The sequence below is a fragment of the Micromonospora sp. KC721 genome (genome assembly GCF_004348355.1).
Lineage (GTDB): Bacteria > Actinomycetota > Actinomycetes > Mycobacteriales > Micromonosporaceae > Micromonospora.
The window spans coordinates 1-14,813 of sequence record NZ_SMJY01000160.1; the positions used below are offsets into that span (position 1 = coordinate 1).

12 protein-coding genes and 1 pseudogene are annotated in these 14,813 nt (G+C 71.2%); 2 read left to right on the forward strand and 11 right to left on the reverse strand.

Features of this window, described 5'->3' with window-relative positions:
* Window positions 1-193: 193 nt before the first annotated feature.
* Together E1182_RS22950 and E1182_RS22955 are read left to right on the forward strand one after the other, a co-directional pair.
* Window positions 194-1,078 (forward strand): peptidylprolyl isomerase, encoded by an 885-nt coding sequence (locus E1182_RS22950; protein ID WP_132268788.1) that lies wholly within the window; start codon window positions 194-196, stop codon window positions 1,076-1,078.
* Between the two features lie 58 nt (window positions 1,079-1,136).
* Complete coding sequence (locus E1182_RS22955; protein WP_132268790.1) at window positions 1,137-1,973, forward strand: peptidylprolyl isomerase; 837 nt, start codon at window positions 1,137-1,139, stop codon at window positions 1,971-1,973.
* 149 nt (window positions 1,974-2,122) lie between these two features.
* Here the strand turns inward: E1182_RS22955 and E1182_RS22960 are convergent, their stop codons facing one another.
* The 11 genes and pseudogenes from E1182_RS22960 to E1182_RS23010 all read right to left on the reverse strand — a co-directional run bounded on the left by E1182_RS22960 (window position 2,123) and on the right by E1182_RS23010 (window position 14,681).
* On the reverse strand, window positions 2,123-4,582 hold the full coding sequence (locus E1182_RS22960) for a bifunctional (p)ppGpp synthetase/guanosine-3',5'-bis(diphosphate) 3'-pyrophosphohydrolase (protein WP_132268792.1): 2,460 nt from the start codon (window positions 4,580-4,582) through the stop codon (window positions 2,123-2,125).
* A 224-nt stretch (window positions 4,583-4,806) separates the two neighbouring features.
* On the reverse strand, window positions 4,807-5,373 hold the full coding sequence (locus E1182_RS22965) for an adenine phosphoribosyltransferase (protein WP_132268794.1): 567 nt from the start codon (window positions 5,371-5,373) through the stop codon (window positions 4,807-4,809).
* Between the two features lie 89 nt (window positions 5,374-5,462).
* Window positions 5,463-6,647, reverse strand: a complete 1,185-nt coding sequence (gene secF, locus E1182_RS22970; RefSeq protein ID WP_132268795.1) for a protein translocase subunit SecF — start codon at window positions 6,645-6,647, stop codon at window positions 5,463-5,465.
* Window position 6,648: 1 nt separating this feature from the next.
* On the reverse strand, window positions 6,649-8,523 hold the full coding sequence (gene secD, locus E1182_RS22975) for a protein translocase subunit SecD (RefSeq protein ID WP_207921488.1): 1,875 nt from the start codon (window positions 8,521-8,523) through the stop codon (window positions 6,649-6,651).
* Window positions 8,524-8,756: 233 nt separating this feature from the next.
* On the reverse strand, window positions 8,757-9,125 hold the full coding sequence (gene yajC / locus E1182_RS22980; RefSeq protein WP_132268797.1) for a preprotein translocase subunit YajC: 369 nt from the start codon (window positions 9,123-9,125) through the stop codon (window positions 8,757-8,759).
* Window positions 9,126-9,244: 119 nt separating this feature from the next.
* Window positions 9,245-10,759: a Holliday junction branch migration DNA helicase RuvB gene (ruvB, locus tag E1182_RS32475; RefSeq protein WP_371687594.1), complete on the reverse strand. Its 1,515-nt coding sequence runs from the start codon at window positions 10,757-10,759 to the stop codon at window positions 9,245-9,247.
* Window positions 10,760-10,978: 219 nt separating this feature from the next.
* Window positions 10,979-11,317, reverse strand: a pseudogene (locus tag E1182_RS33070) (Holliday junction branch migration DNA helicase RuvB); the annotation flags it as partial.
* On the reverse strand, window positions 11,314-11,916 hold the full coding sequence (gene ruvA, locus E1182_RS22995; RefSeq protein WP_132268799.1) for a Holliday junction branch migration protein RuvA: 603 nt from the start codon (window positions 11,914-11,916) through the stop codon (window positions 11,314-11,316). The pseudogene E1182_RS33070 and the gene ruvA, both read right to left, overlap by 4 nt.
* Window positions 11,913-12,440 (reverse strand): crossover junction endodeoxyribonuclease RuvC, encoded by a 528-nt coding sequence (ruvC, locus tag E1182_RS23000; protein ID WP_132268801.1) that lies wholly within the window; start codon window positions 12,438-12,440, stop codon window positions 11,913-11,915. The genes ruvA and ruvC overlap by 4 nt, the downstream gene beginning before the upstream one ends.
* Before the next feature lie 101 nt (window positions 12,441-12,541).
* The gene (locus E1182_RS23005) at window positions 12,542-13,108 is read right to left on the reverse strand and encodes a TetR/AcrR family transcriptional regulator (RefSeq protein ID WP_132268803.1); all 567 of its coding nucleotides are present in this window, start codon (window positions 13,106-13,108) and stop codon (window positions 12,542-12,544) included.
* A gap of 10 nt (window positions 13,109-13,118) precedes the next feature.
* Window positions 13,119-14,681, reverse strand: coding sequence for an MFS transporter (locus tag E1182_RS23010; RefSeq protein WP_132268806.1), 1,563 nt, complete (start codon window positions 14,679-14,681; stop codon window positions 13,119-13,121).
* Window positions 14,682-14,813 lie beyond the last annotated feature (132 nt).

Sequence of the window (14,813 nt, forward strand, 5' to 3'; positions counted from 1 at the left end):
CGGCACACCCACCCCGCTTTGTCCCGCCGGCCACAGTGACGCACTTTGATAAACCGCGGCGGGGCCTCGTACACCACTTTCCCAGCAGGTACCCGTACACTCTGGCGGGCGTGTGGCGTGGCGCACCTGCCCCACGACGGCCGCGACGGCCCGAGGCGCCGGTGACGACCAGGGTAGAGGAAGGGGAGCACGGGTGGCTTCCAGCAGGGACCGGCAGCGCAAACTGGCGCGGGCCAAGCTCGACCGGCAGTTGGCCCGGCGGGCCGCCGCCACGCGGCGGCGTCGACAGATCCAGGCCGGCGTGGGCGCCACGCTCGTCCTGGCGCTGGTCGTGCTCGGGGCGGCGTGGGGTCTGGGCGCCTTCGACCGGGAGCCGAAGCGGGACACCGCGCAGGAGACCTGCCTCTGGACACCCCAGGACGCCACCGCGAACACCAACCTCAAGGACGTCGGCACCCCGGCCACCACCGGCCTGCCCACCTCTGGCACCCGGCCGATGACCATCACCACCAACCAGGGCGGCCCGGTCACCGCCGAACTGGACCTCGCCGGTGCGCCCTGCGCCGCGGCCAGCATCGCCCACCTGGCCGGCCGGTCGTTCTACGACAACACCACCTGCCACGAGATCACCAGCGAGGGCGCGTTGCGCTGCGGCGACCCGAGCGGCACCGGCCTGGGCGGCCCCACCTACTCCTTCTACAGCGAGAACGTCCCCACCGCGCCCGAGGCGAGCCCGTCGGCCAGCCCGGCCCCCGGCCAGCCGCCGGCGTACCCGAAGGGCACGGTGGCCATGATCGGCAACCCGCCGGGCGCCAACGGCAGTCAGTTCCTGATCTTCTTCAAGGACTTCAACCCACCCCAGCCGGCGTACCCGGCGGTGGGGCGGATCACCGGTGGGCTGGACGTGATCGAGAAGATCGGTGCCCTCCCGACCGTGGAGAATGGGGCCGGCGAGAAGGTCAAGCCGAAGACCGACGTGGTGATCCAGAAGCTCACCGTCGGCGAGCCGAACGAGGCCGCCCCGGCACCGACGAGCCCGGCCTCGGGCGCCCCGTCGGCCAGCCCCAGCGCCGGCTGAACCGGACAGACCACCGTACGCGGTACCGACCGCGCAGATACGTCCAGGAGGAGTGACCGTGACGTCCACGAGAGAGCGGCAGCGCGCGGCGGCGCGGGCCAAGCTCGAACGGGAGATGGCCGAGCGCGCGGCCCGGGCCCGCAAGCGCCGGCAGACGCAGGCGATCGTCGGGGCCGGTGCGGTCCTGCTGCTCGTGGTCGCCGGCACCGTCTGGCTGGTGACCACGCTTGGCGGGGACGACGACAAGAGCACCCCGGCGGCGAACGCGTCCGCGTCGGCCGCCCCGGGCACCTGCGTGTGGAACGAGGTGCCGAAGGAGCAGCGCAGCCCGACGACGAAGGACGTCGGACTGCCGCCGGCGACCGGCAACCCGACCACCGGCAGCGAGACGATGACGGTCGAGACCGGCTTCGGCAAGATCAACGTCAAGATGGATCTGACGAAGTCGCCGTGCGCCGCGGCCAGCTTCAAGTACCTGGCGAGCAAGAAGTTCTTCGACGGCACGAAGTGCCACCGGATGTTCCCGGGCATGCTGCAGTGCGGCGACCCGAGCGCCAAGGGCAAGGGCTACCGCGAGACCGACGGCACCGGCGGCCCGTCGTACCGGTACGCCAACGAGTACCTGCCGACCAACGACCGGCCGGCGTACCCGTCCGGCGTGGTCGCGCTCGCCAACAGCGGCCCGGACACCAACGGCAGCCAGTTCTTCTTCATCTACCAGGACGTCCAGCTCAGCCCGGACTACATGATCCTCGGCAAGATGGACGACGCGAGCATCGAGGTCGTCAAGAAGGCCACCGCCGCCGGCCACGACGGCGCGTTCGACCCGAGCCCCGGTGGCGGCCACCCGAAGAACGACATCGAGATCAAGGCGCTGACGGTGTCGGCCTCCTGAGGTACCGCGATGACAGCATTGGGGCGGCCGGCCGGCCGCCCCAATGCTGTCTCTACCAGCGGACGATCAATCGGCCGTTCCTTGTCACCTCATCCGGCGGGGGCACGGTAACGCCCCCGGGCACCCATCGATGCGACAGAAGGCCGACGCTACGCCCCCGAGGTGACCCGGTAGGCGTCGAACACCCCGTCGACCTTGCGTACGGCGGCCAGCAGGTGGCCCAGGTGCTTCGGGTCGGCCATCTCGAAGCTGAACCGGCTCACCGCCACCCGGTCCCGGGTGGTGGTGACGGTGGCGGAGAGGATGTTCACCCGCTCGTCGGAGAGCACCCGGGTCACGTCGGCGAGCAGCTTGTGCCGGTCCAGCGCCTCGACCTGGATGGCGACCAGGAAGGTGGAGGCGGAGGTGAGTTTCCAGCTCACCTCGACCACCCGCTCGATCTGCGCCTTGAGGTCCTCGGCGTTGGCGCAGTCGTCGCGGTGCACACTCACCCCGCCGGAGCGGGTGACGAAGCCGAAGACCGTGTCCGGCGGCACCGGGGTGCAGCAGCGGGCCAGCTTGATCCAGACGTCGCTGACGCCCCGCACCACCACACCCGGGTCGTGGCTGCTGGCCCGGCTACGCGGCGGCCGGGTGGCGACGGCGGTCTCGGCGATGTCCTCCGCCGCGCCCTCCTCGCCGCCGTAGGTGGCCATCAGCTTCTGCACCACCGACTGGGCGGAGACCTGGCTGTCGCCGACCGCCGCGTAGAGCGAGGCGACGTCGGCCAGGTGCAGGTCCCGGGCGATCGCCATCAGATTGTCCGAGGTGAGCATCCGCTGCAACGGCATGCCCTGCTTGCGCATCGCCTTGACGATCGCGTCCTTGCCGGCCTCGATCGCCTCCTCGCGCCGCTCCTTGTTGAAGTACTGGCGGATCTTGGTGCGCGCGCGCGGGCTCTTGACGAAGCCGAGCCAGTCCTGCGTGGGGCCGGCGGTGTCGGACTTCGAGGTGAAGATCTCGATCACGTCGCCGTTGGACAGCGTCGACTCCAACGGCACCAGCTTGCCGTTGACCCGCGCCCCGATGCACTTGTGCCCCACCTCGGTGTGCACCGCGTACGCGAAGTCGACCGGCGTCGACCCGGTCGGCAGCGGGATGACGTCACCCTTCGGGGTGAAGACGTACACCTCCTGGCTGGACAGGTCGAAGCGCAGCGCGTCCAGGAACTCGCTCGGGTCCGCTGCCTCCCGCTGCCAGTCCAGGAGCTGGCGCAGCCAGGTCATCTCGTCGATGTGCGCCGGCGGGCCGACGATCTGGGTGCCCTTGTGCTCCTTGTACTTCCAGTGCGCGGCGATGCCGAACTCGGCGGTGCGGTGCATGGCGTACGTGCGGATCTGCATCTCCACCGGCTTGCCGGTGGGTCCGATGACCGTCGTGTGCAAGGACTGGTACATGTTGAACTTGGGCATCGCGATGTAGTCCTTGAACCGGCCCGGCACCGGCTGCCAGTTCGCGTGGATGACCCCCAACGCGGCGTAGCAGTCCCGCACGGTGTCGACCAGGATCCGCACCCCGACCAGGTCGTAGATGTCGTTGAAGTCGCGACCCCGCACGATCATCTTCTGGTAGATTGAGTAGAGGTGCTTCGGCCGGCCGGTGGTCTCCGCCTTGATCTTGGCGGCCTTCAGGTCGGTCTGCACCTTCTGCGTCACCTGGCGCAGCAGCGCCTCCCGCTGCGGCTGGTGCTCCCCGATCAGCCGGTTGATCTCCTCGTACCGCTTCGGGAACAGGGTGCCGAAGGCGAGGTCCTCCAGCTCCCACTTGATGGTGTTCATACCGAGCCGGTGGGCCAGCGGGGCGAGGATCTCCAGCGTCTCCTTCGCCTTCTGCTCCTGCTTCGGGCGGGGCAGGAAGGTCAACGTCCGCATGTTGTGCAGCCGGTCGGCGAGCTTGATGACCAGCACCCGCGGATCCTTCGCCATGGCCACGACCATCTTGCGGATCGTCTCCGCCTTGGCCGCGTCACCCAGCTTGACCTTGTCGAGCTTCGTCACGCCGTCGACCAGGAGGGTCACCTCCGGGCCGAAGTCGGCCCGCATCTGGTCGAGGGTGTACTCGGTGTCCTCGATCGTGTCGTGCAGCAGCGCCGCGACCAGGGTGGTGGTGTCCATCCCCAGGGTGGCCAGGATGGTGGCCACGGCCAGCGGGTGCGTGATGTACGGGTCGCCGGACTTGCGGTACTGACCGGAGTGCCAGCGCGCCGCGGTGTCGAACGCCCGCTGCAACAGCCGGGCGTCCGCCTTGGGGTGGTTCTCGCGGTGCAGCGCGATCAGCGGCTCCAGCACCTCGCTGACCTGCGAGCTCTGCCAGGGCGCGTTGAACCGGGCCAGCCGGGCCCGCACCCGCCGACCGGTGGGTGCGTGGGACAACGCGAAGCCGGTGCTCGACGAGCCGTCGCCGTCGACGGACGGCAGGGCCGTCCCCGCGCCGGCGGGACCGGTCTCGGCGGTCGTGCCGTCACCCGTCACCCGGGCCGGCGGGTCGCTCCTCCGCTCGGTCACCGAGTTGTCAGCGTCGCCTGTCGGGTGCACCGTGCCCTCCACCGGAGGGACGACATCGTGGGACACCGGCCTCCTCACCGCTCGCCGGGAACGCGCCGACCGTCCGGTCGACGCCCTCTGCAACCGACCCGTGGGCCGGCCCTGTTCCGCGCCGGCACCCTCGCCGGTGCGGTCCTCGCGCCGCCCGGACGGTCGCCCGTCCGCTCAGCAAAGGGCAATGCTACCCGTACGGCGGGGGCGGTGCCCCTCCGCCGGACGGACGGTGCCGCAGCCAGCCGGCAACCCGCCGGTCAAACGGTCAGCAGGGCATGGACAGGACGCCCGGCGAGCCGTTCGCGCCCGCCCAGGAAGCCCAGTTCCAGCAGGACGGTGAAACCGGCGACCGTGCCGCCGGCCCGCTCCACCAGATCGAGGGTGGCCTCGGCGGTGCCGCCGGTGGCCAGCACGTCGTCGACCACCAGCACCCGGTGCCCGGCGGTGAAGGCGTCCTGGTGGACCTCCAGGGTCGCCTCCCCGTACTCCAGGGCGTACGACGCCGAGTAGGCCGGCCGGGGCAGCTTGCCGGCCTTGCGTACCGGCACCACACCCACACCCGTGGCGTACGCGATGGCCGCCGCGATGACGAAGCCCCGGGCCTCGATGCCCACCACGATGTCGAACGAGTCGCGCCCGTGGTGCGCGACGATCCCGTCGATCACCGCACGGAACACCTCGCCGTCGGCGAAGAGCGGCATCAGGTCCTTGAACATCACGCCCGGCTTGGGGAAGTCCGGCACGTCCAGCACCCGGCTGGCCACCAACCGGGCGACCACCGGGCCGCTGTCTCCCCGTACCCCGGTGCTGTGGGTCTGCGTCACGGTGTTCCTCTCGTACGACGACGGCGTCCTTCCTGCCGTTGGCACAGCATGAAGGACGCCGTCGGAGCGTCAGCTATCCGGGTCGCCGGTCAGCGGCGCCGGCTGCCACCCGGCCGGTTGCCACCGCCGGACCGGCCGCCGCGGGCGGCGTTCGACCGCTTGCCGGCTGGCCGGGCACCCGCCTTCGGCGCGGCGCCCGCCAGTGCCGCCTGCGGGTCGATCGCGTCGGCGTCGCCCTCGGCCGGACGCGGCGCCCCCTTCGGGGTGATCTCACCGCGGGCGATCGCACCCCGCCGGGACAGCACCCGCTTGTTGTGCGCGGCGATCCGCGGCTCCTGGTTCTTCAGCCAGACCAGCAGCGGGGTGGCCAGCAGGATCGAGGTCAGGAACGCCACCGCCATACCGACGAAGAGCACCAGACCCAGGTCCTTCAGGGTGCCCGCGCCGAGCAGGCCGGCACCGATGAACAGCAGGCCACCGACCGGGAGCAGGGCGACCACCGAGGTGTTCAGCGACCGCATCAGCGACTGGTTCAACGCCAGGTTGGCCGCCTCGCCGTACGTCTGGTTGTTGTTGGCGGTGATGCCCCGGACGTTCTCCTGCACCTTGTCGAAGACCACCACCACGTCGTAGAGCGCGAAGCCCAGGATGGTGAGGAAGCCGATGATCGTCGACGGGGTGACCTCGAAGCCGACCAGCGAGTAGATGCCGGCGGTGAGGATCAGGTTCATGAACAGCGAGACGATCGCGGCGACCGCCATCCGCCACTCGAAGCGGATGATCAGGTAGACCGCCACGACGAGCACGAAGATGACCAGACCGAGCAGTGCCCGGGAGGTCACCTGCTGGCCCCATGCCTCGCTGACCTGGTTGCCGCTGATCTGGTCGGCGCCGATCCCGAACTCCCGGGCGATCTCCTCCCGGACCTCGGTCGCCTGTTCCGAGCTGAGCTGCGTGGTGCGCAGCTCGTAGTACTGGCCGCTGGTGCTGCCGACCTGCTGCGCGGTCACCACGTGGGCGTCGCCGGCCGTGGCCGCCAGCGCCTCGTTGACCTTCAACTCGGCCTGGTCCAGGGTGCCGACGCTCGCCGGCACCTGGAACGAGTTGCCACCGGCGAACTCGATGCCCAGGTCGAACTTGAGCGTCGCGAAGCTGAGGATCGAGATCAGGACCAGCACGCCGGCCAGGGCGAACCAGAGCTTGCGGCGACCGACGATGTCGAGCCCGGCCTCACCGCGGTAGAGCCGGCTCGCGAGACCACCTTCACCAGCCATCTCAGGCCTCCTTGACACGCGGGTTGCGGGGGTTGGCCTGCTCGGTCCGGGCCGGCAGTGCCCGACCGAGACCGCTGACCCGTGGGGAGAGGAACGCCCGGGTCCGGGCGAACATCGTCATGATCGGGTGCCGGAAGAGGAAGACCACGACCAGGTCGAGCACCGTGGCCAGACCGAGGGCGAAGGCGAAACCCTTCACCGTGCCGACGGAGACGACGTAGAGCACCACCGCCGACATCAGGGTGATCGCGTTCGCCGATATGATCGTCCGGCGGGCCCGGATCCAGGCACGCGGCACCGCGCTGCGCGGGCTTCGCCCCTCCCGGATCTCGTCCTTGAGGCGCTCGAAGTAGATGACGAACGAGTCCGCCGCCACACCGAGCGAGACGATCATGCCGGCGATGCCGGCGAGGGTGAGGGTGAAGCCGATCTGCCGGCCGAGGAACACCAGCGCACCGAAGACCAGCAGCGCCGAGAGCACCAGGCTCAGGAAGATGACCGAGCCGAGCAGCCGGTAGTAGAAGAACGAGTAGAGGATGACCAGCAGCATGCCGATGCCGGCGGCCAGCAGACCCGCCCGCAGGTGGCTGTCGCCCAGCGTGGCGGTGACGTTCTGCTGCTCCTGCGGCTCGAACGTCACCGGCAGCGCACCGAAGCGCAGGTTGCCGGCCAGCGCGTTGGCGTCCTTCTGGTTGAAGTTGCCGGTGATCTGCGAGTCGCCGGTCAGCACACCCTGGATCTCCGGCGAGGAGACGATCTTGTTATCCAGCACGACCGCCACCCGGCACTTGCCGTCCTGCCCCAGCGCCGACGCGTCGCAGGCGTTGCCGGCGTTGTTGAACGCCTCCCGGGTCAGCTCGGTCCACTTGCCCTGGCCGTCCCCGGTGAACTTCAGGCCGACCACCCACTGGCTGGTCTGGTCGAGCTGGGCGTCGGCGTCGGAGACGTCGGTGCCGAGCACCTTCGCCACGTCGAGCAGGTTCTTGACCGCGCCGCCCTCGCAGGCGACCGCCCGCTGCTTCTCGTCCTTGACCGAACCGGCGGGCCGGGCGTCCAGCTGGGCGCAGGTGATCGTCGGGACGTTGAACTGCATCTCCGGCGTCAGCACCGCCACCTCCTGCGGGGAGAGCTGGCCGAACGGCTTGAGCTTCTCCGCCAGGGCGGGGTCGGCGGCGAGGTCGGCCGGAGCCTGCAGGCCGCTGGCCGCGGCCCAGGCGACGGCGCCGACCTTCTTCTCGACCGCCGCGCGCTGCTGCTGGATGCCTTGCGGCACCGGTGCGGCACTGGCGCTCGGCGAGGCCGAAGGGCTGGCGCTGGGGCTCGCCGCGGGAGCGCCGCCGCCCTGGCCGCCGGCGCCCGGCGAGGCGGTCGCCTTCGCCGAGGCACTGCCGGACGGCTTCGGTGAGGCACTGCCCGAGGGCTGCGGCGAGGCGCTGGCCGACGGCGACGGGGCCGGGCTGGCGATCGCGCCGCTCCCGTCGGTGATCTTGAGTACCTTGCGGAACCGCAGCTCGGCCGCCGTGCCGACGTCGTCCAGGTTGCGGTTCTCGCCGGGCAGGGAGATGACGATGTTCCGGTCGCCCTCGGTGACCACCTCGGCCTCGGCCACGCCGTAGGCGTTGACCCGGCTCTCGATGATCTGCCGGGCCTCTTCGAGGTTCTCCGCCGTCGGCGGCCTGCCGTCGAGGGTGTTGGTGGCCTCCAGGGTGAGCCGGGTGCCGCCGACCAGGTCCAGGCCGAGCCGGGGCTCCAGCCGGTCCTTCCAGCCGCCGCTCGCCCCGCCCGAGAAGAACACCAAAAGATAGAGGACGACGAAGATGAGCCCGAGTACGGCGAGCTGCCGCCCGGGGCGCATCTGTCCCTGAGGTGGTGCCACGGCTGTCCTGTCTCCCTGTAACGGTCGCGCCGCCGGTGCGGCGGCGGCGAGGTCGGACCGGGTGGCCCGGCCGACGCGCTCCACGGAGCCGGTGCCGACGGTCGGCGGGACCAGCCGCCGACGCCGCGGAGGCGTCGTACGGGCGGACCCGCCGCTCCGGCGTCGGACGCCGGCTCACCTGTCCAGTTGTCCGGTCACCCCGCCCGGCCGTTGCCGGACGGGCGGGGTGCTGTTCACTCCTTGACGGCGTCCGCGTCCCCGGTGACCGGCTCGCTCGTCGGCTCGGTGCTCTCGGCCCTGGTGACCACCCGGGCGATGGCCGGCCGGGCGTAGCGGGTCTGCACGCCGGGAGCCACCTCGAGCAGCACGGTGTCGTCGTCCACGCCGGTGACCGTGCCGTAGAGGCCGCCGATGGTGACCACCTCGTCCCCGGCGGCGAGCCCCTTCTGCATGGCCTCGGCCTCACGGCGGCGCTTCTGCTGCGGCCGGATCATCATGAAGTACATGACCCCGAAGAGCAGGGCGATCATGAGGATCGGCGTCAGACCACCGGCGCCTCCGCCGGTTTGTGCGAGGTAAAGCACGGTGTGCGACCTTCCCATTGGCCCCTGTCCGGCGGCGAAGCGCCGGAGCGGAGGCGGATTCTCACATCCTGTACAGACCGCGGCGAGTCTAATCCCTGCGCCTGAGAACGCCGAATGCGGTGCAGATCACGTTCGGATCACGGCTGATCGGGCGCAGCGGAGAACAGATCGGGCGCGGGTGGGGCATCGGTGCCAAATGTACCAGTTGGTGGGGTCCGACCCAGGTGCCGCCAGGCCGCCTCGGTGGCCACCCGGCCCCGTGGTGTCCGGGCCAGCAGACCCGCCCGCACCAGGAAGGGCTCGCAGACCTCCTCCACGGTGTCGGGCTGCTCCCCCACCGCCACGGCGAGCGTGGAGAGCCCGACCGGGCCGCCCCGGAACGAGTCGACCAGCGCGGTGAGCACCGCCCGGTCCAGCCGGTCCAGGCCGAGCGCGTCGACGTCGTACACGGTGAGAGCGGCCCGGGCGGTCTCCAGGGTGACCACCCCCTCGGCCCGGACCTCGGCGAAGTCCCGGACCCGGCGCAGCAGCCGGTTGGCGATCCGGGGCGTGCCCCGGGACCGGCCGGCGATCTCGGCGGCCCCGTCGTCGGTGATCGGCACGCCGAGGATCCGCGCCGAGCGGTGCAGCAACGTCTCCAGGTCGGCCGGAGAGTAGAAGTCCAGGTGCGCCACGAAGCCGAACCGGTCCCGCATCGGGCCGGTGAGCAGCCCGGACCGGGTGGTGGCGCCGACCAGGGTGAACGGCTCGACGTCCAGCGGGATGGCGGTGGCGCCCGGCCCCTTGCCCACCACCACGTCGACCCGGAAGTCCTCCATCGCGCTGTAGAGCAGTTCCTCCGCCGGCTTGGCGATCCGGTGGATCTCGTCGATGAAGAGCACGTCGCCCTCGGCGAGGCTGGTCAGGATGGCCGCCAGGTCGCCGGAGCGCTCGATCGCCGGGCCGCTGGTCACCCGGATGCCGGCGCCCAGCTCGGCGGCGACGATATTGGCCAGGGTGGTGTTGTGCACCACGAAGTCGTTGACGGTGAAGGTATGGTCGCCGTCCACGGTCAGGCATCGACATTCGTGGAGGCCCACCCGATCCACGGAAACCACCCGGTCGGCGGCGAGCCGCTCCTGGAAGCGGTCCCGACGTGGCGCCCATCCCGCGAGCCGCTCGCCCCGCGCACCGATGATCGTCATCCGCTGGACGAAGCGGGCCACGTCGTCCTGACTGGTGATGCTCAGCCGCCAGGACTCGTGGGGTCTGCCCTGGTAACGCCCCCGCTTGAGCTTCAATCGGGACTGAACCCCCAGCCGTAGCAGCAGGTGCTGCACGTCCTGGAGGAGCCCTCGGGAGACGCTGTAGTACTCAACCACGACGTCGTAGCGGTCGCGCCCACGCCGGCTGACCGAGCCGTCACAGGCGAAGTACGCGGCGAGGAACGCCGACACCTGCCAACTGTCACCCCGGAAGACGAAGTCCGGCACGCGCTTCTGCCAGGCTGTCTTGTCGAGGAGGCCGTGCTCTTCCAGCCACGGTCGTAAGCCACTGATCCGGATCAGCGAGCTCCGGGCGCTGTTGGGTCTCGTGGTGTGCGGGTGACCAAGCTGGTCGCACGTCGCCCGGAAGTCCGCCAGGACGTCCTCGTCCCCACCGGTGAACGTCACCTGGTTGGTGGTGCACCCGTCACCGATCAGATACCCGGCGAGCTTGTACTCCGCGAGGTCCTCGGTGGCGTCGGCGACCAGATCGGGGCAGAGGACGTTCGCCAGATAGTCGTCCTCCGTGAGGTCTCCGGCCTTGGCCCAGCCCTCGGGCGTCCAGAACGGGTGGTCCGGCGCCGCGACGACCTCCCGTCCGCTGCCGGTACGGATCCGGACGCAGTCGAGTTCGCCCTGCTCGTGGACGGCTGTCACCGCCGCGCCCTCACCCGTCCGGGTTATGACGCGGTCACCGACGACGATGTCGCCCAGCCTGCGCCGTGATCCGTCCTCCATGAGCACGAGCGCATCCACGGAAACGGGCTTCCCGAGGCCAGGCGGCCCCGACAGGAGAATGTGGTCGGGTGGGGAGCCGCGCCGCATCGCGCCCTGGAGCAGCAGGTCGAGCTGGTCGCGGACCCGGTGCTGGGCGATGAACTCGTCCAGTCGCTTCGGCCGGACGCTGGCCTCCGCGTCCAGCTCGGCGTCGCTGACGTACGCCGAGACCAGGTCGTCGCCCGTCACCGGTGCCGGCCCAGCAGCCGGATCGCCTGCTTGAGCAGGACCGGCACGGGCGGGGTCTCCCCGTCCACGGTCTCCGCCACCGCCGCGACCGCCTGGTCCGCCTGGGCAGCCGTCCAGCCGAGCCCGACCAGTGCCTGGCGGACCTGCTCGGGCCACGCCCCACCGGTGACCCCGGCCGCGCCGTCCGCACCGACCGGCACCGGACCGATCCGGTCCCGCAACTCCAGCACCAGGCGCTCGGCACCCTTCTTGCCGATCCCGGGGACCCGGGTCAACGCGGCGGTGTCGGCGTTGGCGATGGCCTTGCGGACCGCGTCGGGGGTGTGCACGGCGAGCACCGCCTGGGCCAGTCGGGGGCCGACCCCGCTGGCGGTCTGGAGCAGCTCGAAGAGCTGCTTGGCGTCGTCGTCGGCGAAGCCGTAGAGGGTGAGCGAGTCCTCCCGGACGACCAGGCTGGTGGCGAGCCGGGCCGGCTGACCGACCCGCAGCTCGGCGAGGGTGCCGGGCGCGCACTGCACCGCCAGGCCCACCCCGCCGACCTCGACCACCGCGTGGTCCGGACCGGTCGCGATCACCGTGCCGCGCACGCTGGCGATCATCGTGCTCCTCCTCGTCGTACCCGGTCGGCGGCGGCGGCCAGCTTCGACCGGGTGCCGCCGCGCCACACGTGACAGATGGCCAGCGCCAGAGCGTCGGCCGCGTCGGCCGGCTTCGGCGGCTCGGGCAGCCTTAGCAGCCGGGTCACCATAGCGGTCATCTGTTTCTTGTCGGCCTGACCGGAACCGGTCACCGCCGCCTTGACCTCGCTGGGCGTGTAGGTCTGCACGGGCAGGCCGGCGCGCGCGCCGGCCAGCACCGCGACCCCGCTGGCCTGGGCGGTGCCCATCACGGTGCGGACGTTGTGCTGGCTGAAGACCCGCTCGACGGCGACCGCGTCCGGCCGGTGCTCGGCGACCAGGTCGGCGAGCGAGCGGTCCAGGTGCAGCAGACGCAGCGGCAGATCCTCGTCGGGGTCGGTGTAGACGACGTAGTAGGCGACCAGGGTGCAGGGCCGGCCCGGCACGCCCTCGACCACGCCGACCCCGCACCGGGTCAGCCCCGGGTCGACGCCCAGCACGCGCACGCCGCCTCCCTCCCAGCCGCCGGCAGTACGTGTGTTCGACACCCTACTGGTGCCCGCCGACGGCCGCCGGACCGGACACGCCAACCGGACACGCCGGGCCGTCAGCGGGGACGCATGCCTTCCAGCACCCCGTCGACGATCCGCTCGGGGAGGACCCGCTCGTCGAGTTCCGGATGCCAGTGCAACATCCGCTGCATCAGCATCGGGCCGGTCAGCAGCGCCATCGCCACCTCGATGTCGAGGTCGGCCCGGAGCTCGCCGGTGCGGACGCCTCGTCGCAGCACCTCGCGCATCAACTGCCGGCGCGGCTCGATGATGGTCTGGTAGAGCTGGTAGTTCTCCGGGCTGCGGTTTACCTCCGGCACCAGGCAGGGCATGATCTTCGCGGCGCGGGGGTCGATGTGACGCCCGACCGCGCCGACGAGCTGCACCAGGTCGTCCCGGACGGAGTGGCCGGCCGGCTGCGGCACGATGCCCTTGAGCCGGCGCAGCGCGTCCAGCAGCAGCGCCTCCTTACCCGGCCAGCGCCGGTAGATGGTGGCCTTGCCGACCCCGGCGCGGGCGGCGATCGCCTCGATGGAGAGCGTCTCGATGGTGCTGCCCTCGGCGAGCAGGTCGAGGGTGGCCTCGATGATGGCCTCGTCCGCGGTGGAAGTCATGTCGGACATTGTCCCGAACCTAGGCGGTTGCGGCCAGTTCCCGTTCGCCCACCGGCGCGCCGGCCGGCCCGGTCGGGCGGCCGGGCATCCATCGCAGCACGACGAGGATGCCCAGGGCGGCCACCACCGAGGCGAGCCCCGCCGCCCAGTGCATGGCCGACACGTACGACGCGTTGGCCGCCGCGATGAGCGCCGGCCCGGCCGGCCCGAGCTGGGCCGCCGCCGCGTACGCGCCGGAGACGGACTCGGTCGCGGCGTCGCGGGCCGACGGCGGCAGCGCGTCGACGGCGCCGGCGATGTCCGCGCGGTAGAGGGCGGAGAGCAGCGCGCCGAGCACGGCCACGCCGAGCGCGCCGGCGACCTGCCGAACGGTGTTGCTGACCGCGGAGCCGACGCCGGCCTTCTCCCGGGGTAGCGCCGACATGATGGACTCGGTGGCCGGCGGCATGATGTTCGCCATCCCGGCGCCCTGGAGGAAGAAGAACACCAGGATCGCCCAGATCGGGGTGGTCTCCGAGACGAAGGCGAAGGCGCCCAGCGCGACCGCGGTCAACACCAGCCCCACCACGGCGACCGCCCGGCCGCCGTAGCGGCGGACCATGGCGGCGCTGCGCGGCGCGAAGACCAGTTGGGCCCCGGCGAAGGGCAGCAGGAGCAGGCCGGTCTCCAGCGGGCTGTAGCCACGGACCAGTTGCAGGTAGAACGAGCTGAAGAAGAAGAGGCCCATCGCGGCGAAGAAGACCAGGCCGACGATCACCACGGGCGCGGCGAACTGCGGCACCCGGAACAGTCGGACGTCCAGCGACGGGTGGTCGCTGCGCCGCTCGTGCAGGACGAACAGGGTCAGCACCGCCAGCCCGCCGACGACCGAGAGCCACACCAGCGGGCGGCCGAAGCCGTGCTCACCGCCGTCGATGATGCCGTAGGTCAGCGCGACCAGGCCCACCACCGAGAGCAGCACGCCGAGCACGTCCACCCGGCCGGGGTGCGGGTCGCGCGACTCGGGCACCAGCAGCGCCACCAGGACGACACCGAGCGCCACCACCGGCACATTGATCAGGAAGACCGAGCCCCACCAGTAGCGCTCGAGCAGCGCACCGCCGAGGACCGGGCCGATCGCCACGGCGAGGCCCACCGCGCCGGCCCAGACGCCGATCGCCCGACCCCGTTCCCGGGGATCGAAGACGTTGGAGATGATCGACAGAGTCACCGGCATGATCGCCGCGCCACCCACACCCATCAGCGCGCGCGCCGCGATCAGCTGGCCGGGGGTCTGCGCGTACGCCGACAGCAGCGACGCCAGCCCGAACAGCACCAGCCCGATGAGCAGGAACCGACGCCGCCCGGCGCGGTCACCGAGCACTCCGCAGGTGAAGAGCAGACCGGCGAAGACCAGGGTGTACGCGTTGATCGCCCACTCCAGCTCGCCCTGTGTGGCGCCCAGGCCGTGCACCGGGTCGGCCAGAGTGCGTAGCGCGACGTTGAGGATGGTGTTGTCGAGCACCACCACGAGCAGGCTGACCACCAGCACGCCGAGGATCGCCCAGCGCCTCGGGTGGCCGGTGTTCTCGTACGGTTCCATGCGGAATCTCTCCCCCGGGTCGTCCACGCCGTGAAACACGGACGGGACTCGTAACAGCGCTCCCGAGCCTAGGGCGAGTCTTTTCGATACGGAACCGTCTCGTATCGTTTGTGACGGGCTTCACCCACGCCG

Excerpts from the sequence above, each read along its gene's own strand:
- secF (WP_132268795.1), bottom strand. The coding sequence starts at position 6,647 with ATGGCTGGTGAAGGTGGTCTCGCGAGCCGGCTCTACCGCGGTGAGGCC.
- ruvA (WP_132268799.1), bottom strand. The coding sequence starts at position 11,916 with ATGATCGCCAGCGTGCGCGGCACGGTGATCGCGACCGGTCCGGACCAC.
- E1182_RS23010 (WP_132268806.1), bottom strand. The coding sequence starts at position 14,681 with ATGGAACCGTACGAGAACACCGGCCACCCGAGGCGCTGGGCGATCCTC.
- yajC (WP_132268797.1), bottom strand. The coding sequence starts at position 9,125 with ATGGGAAGGTCGCACACCGTGCTTTACCTCGCACAAACCGGCGGAGGC.
- E1182_RS23005 (WP_132268803.1), bottom strand. The coding sequence starts at position 13,108 with ATGTCCGACATGACTTCCACCGCGGACGAGGCCATCATCGAGGCCACC.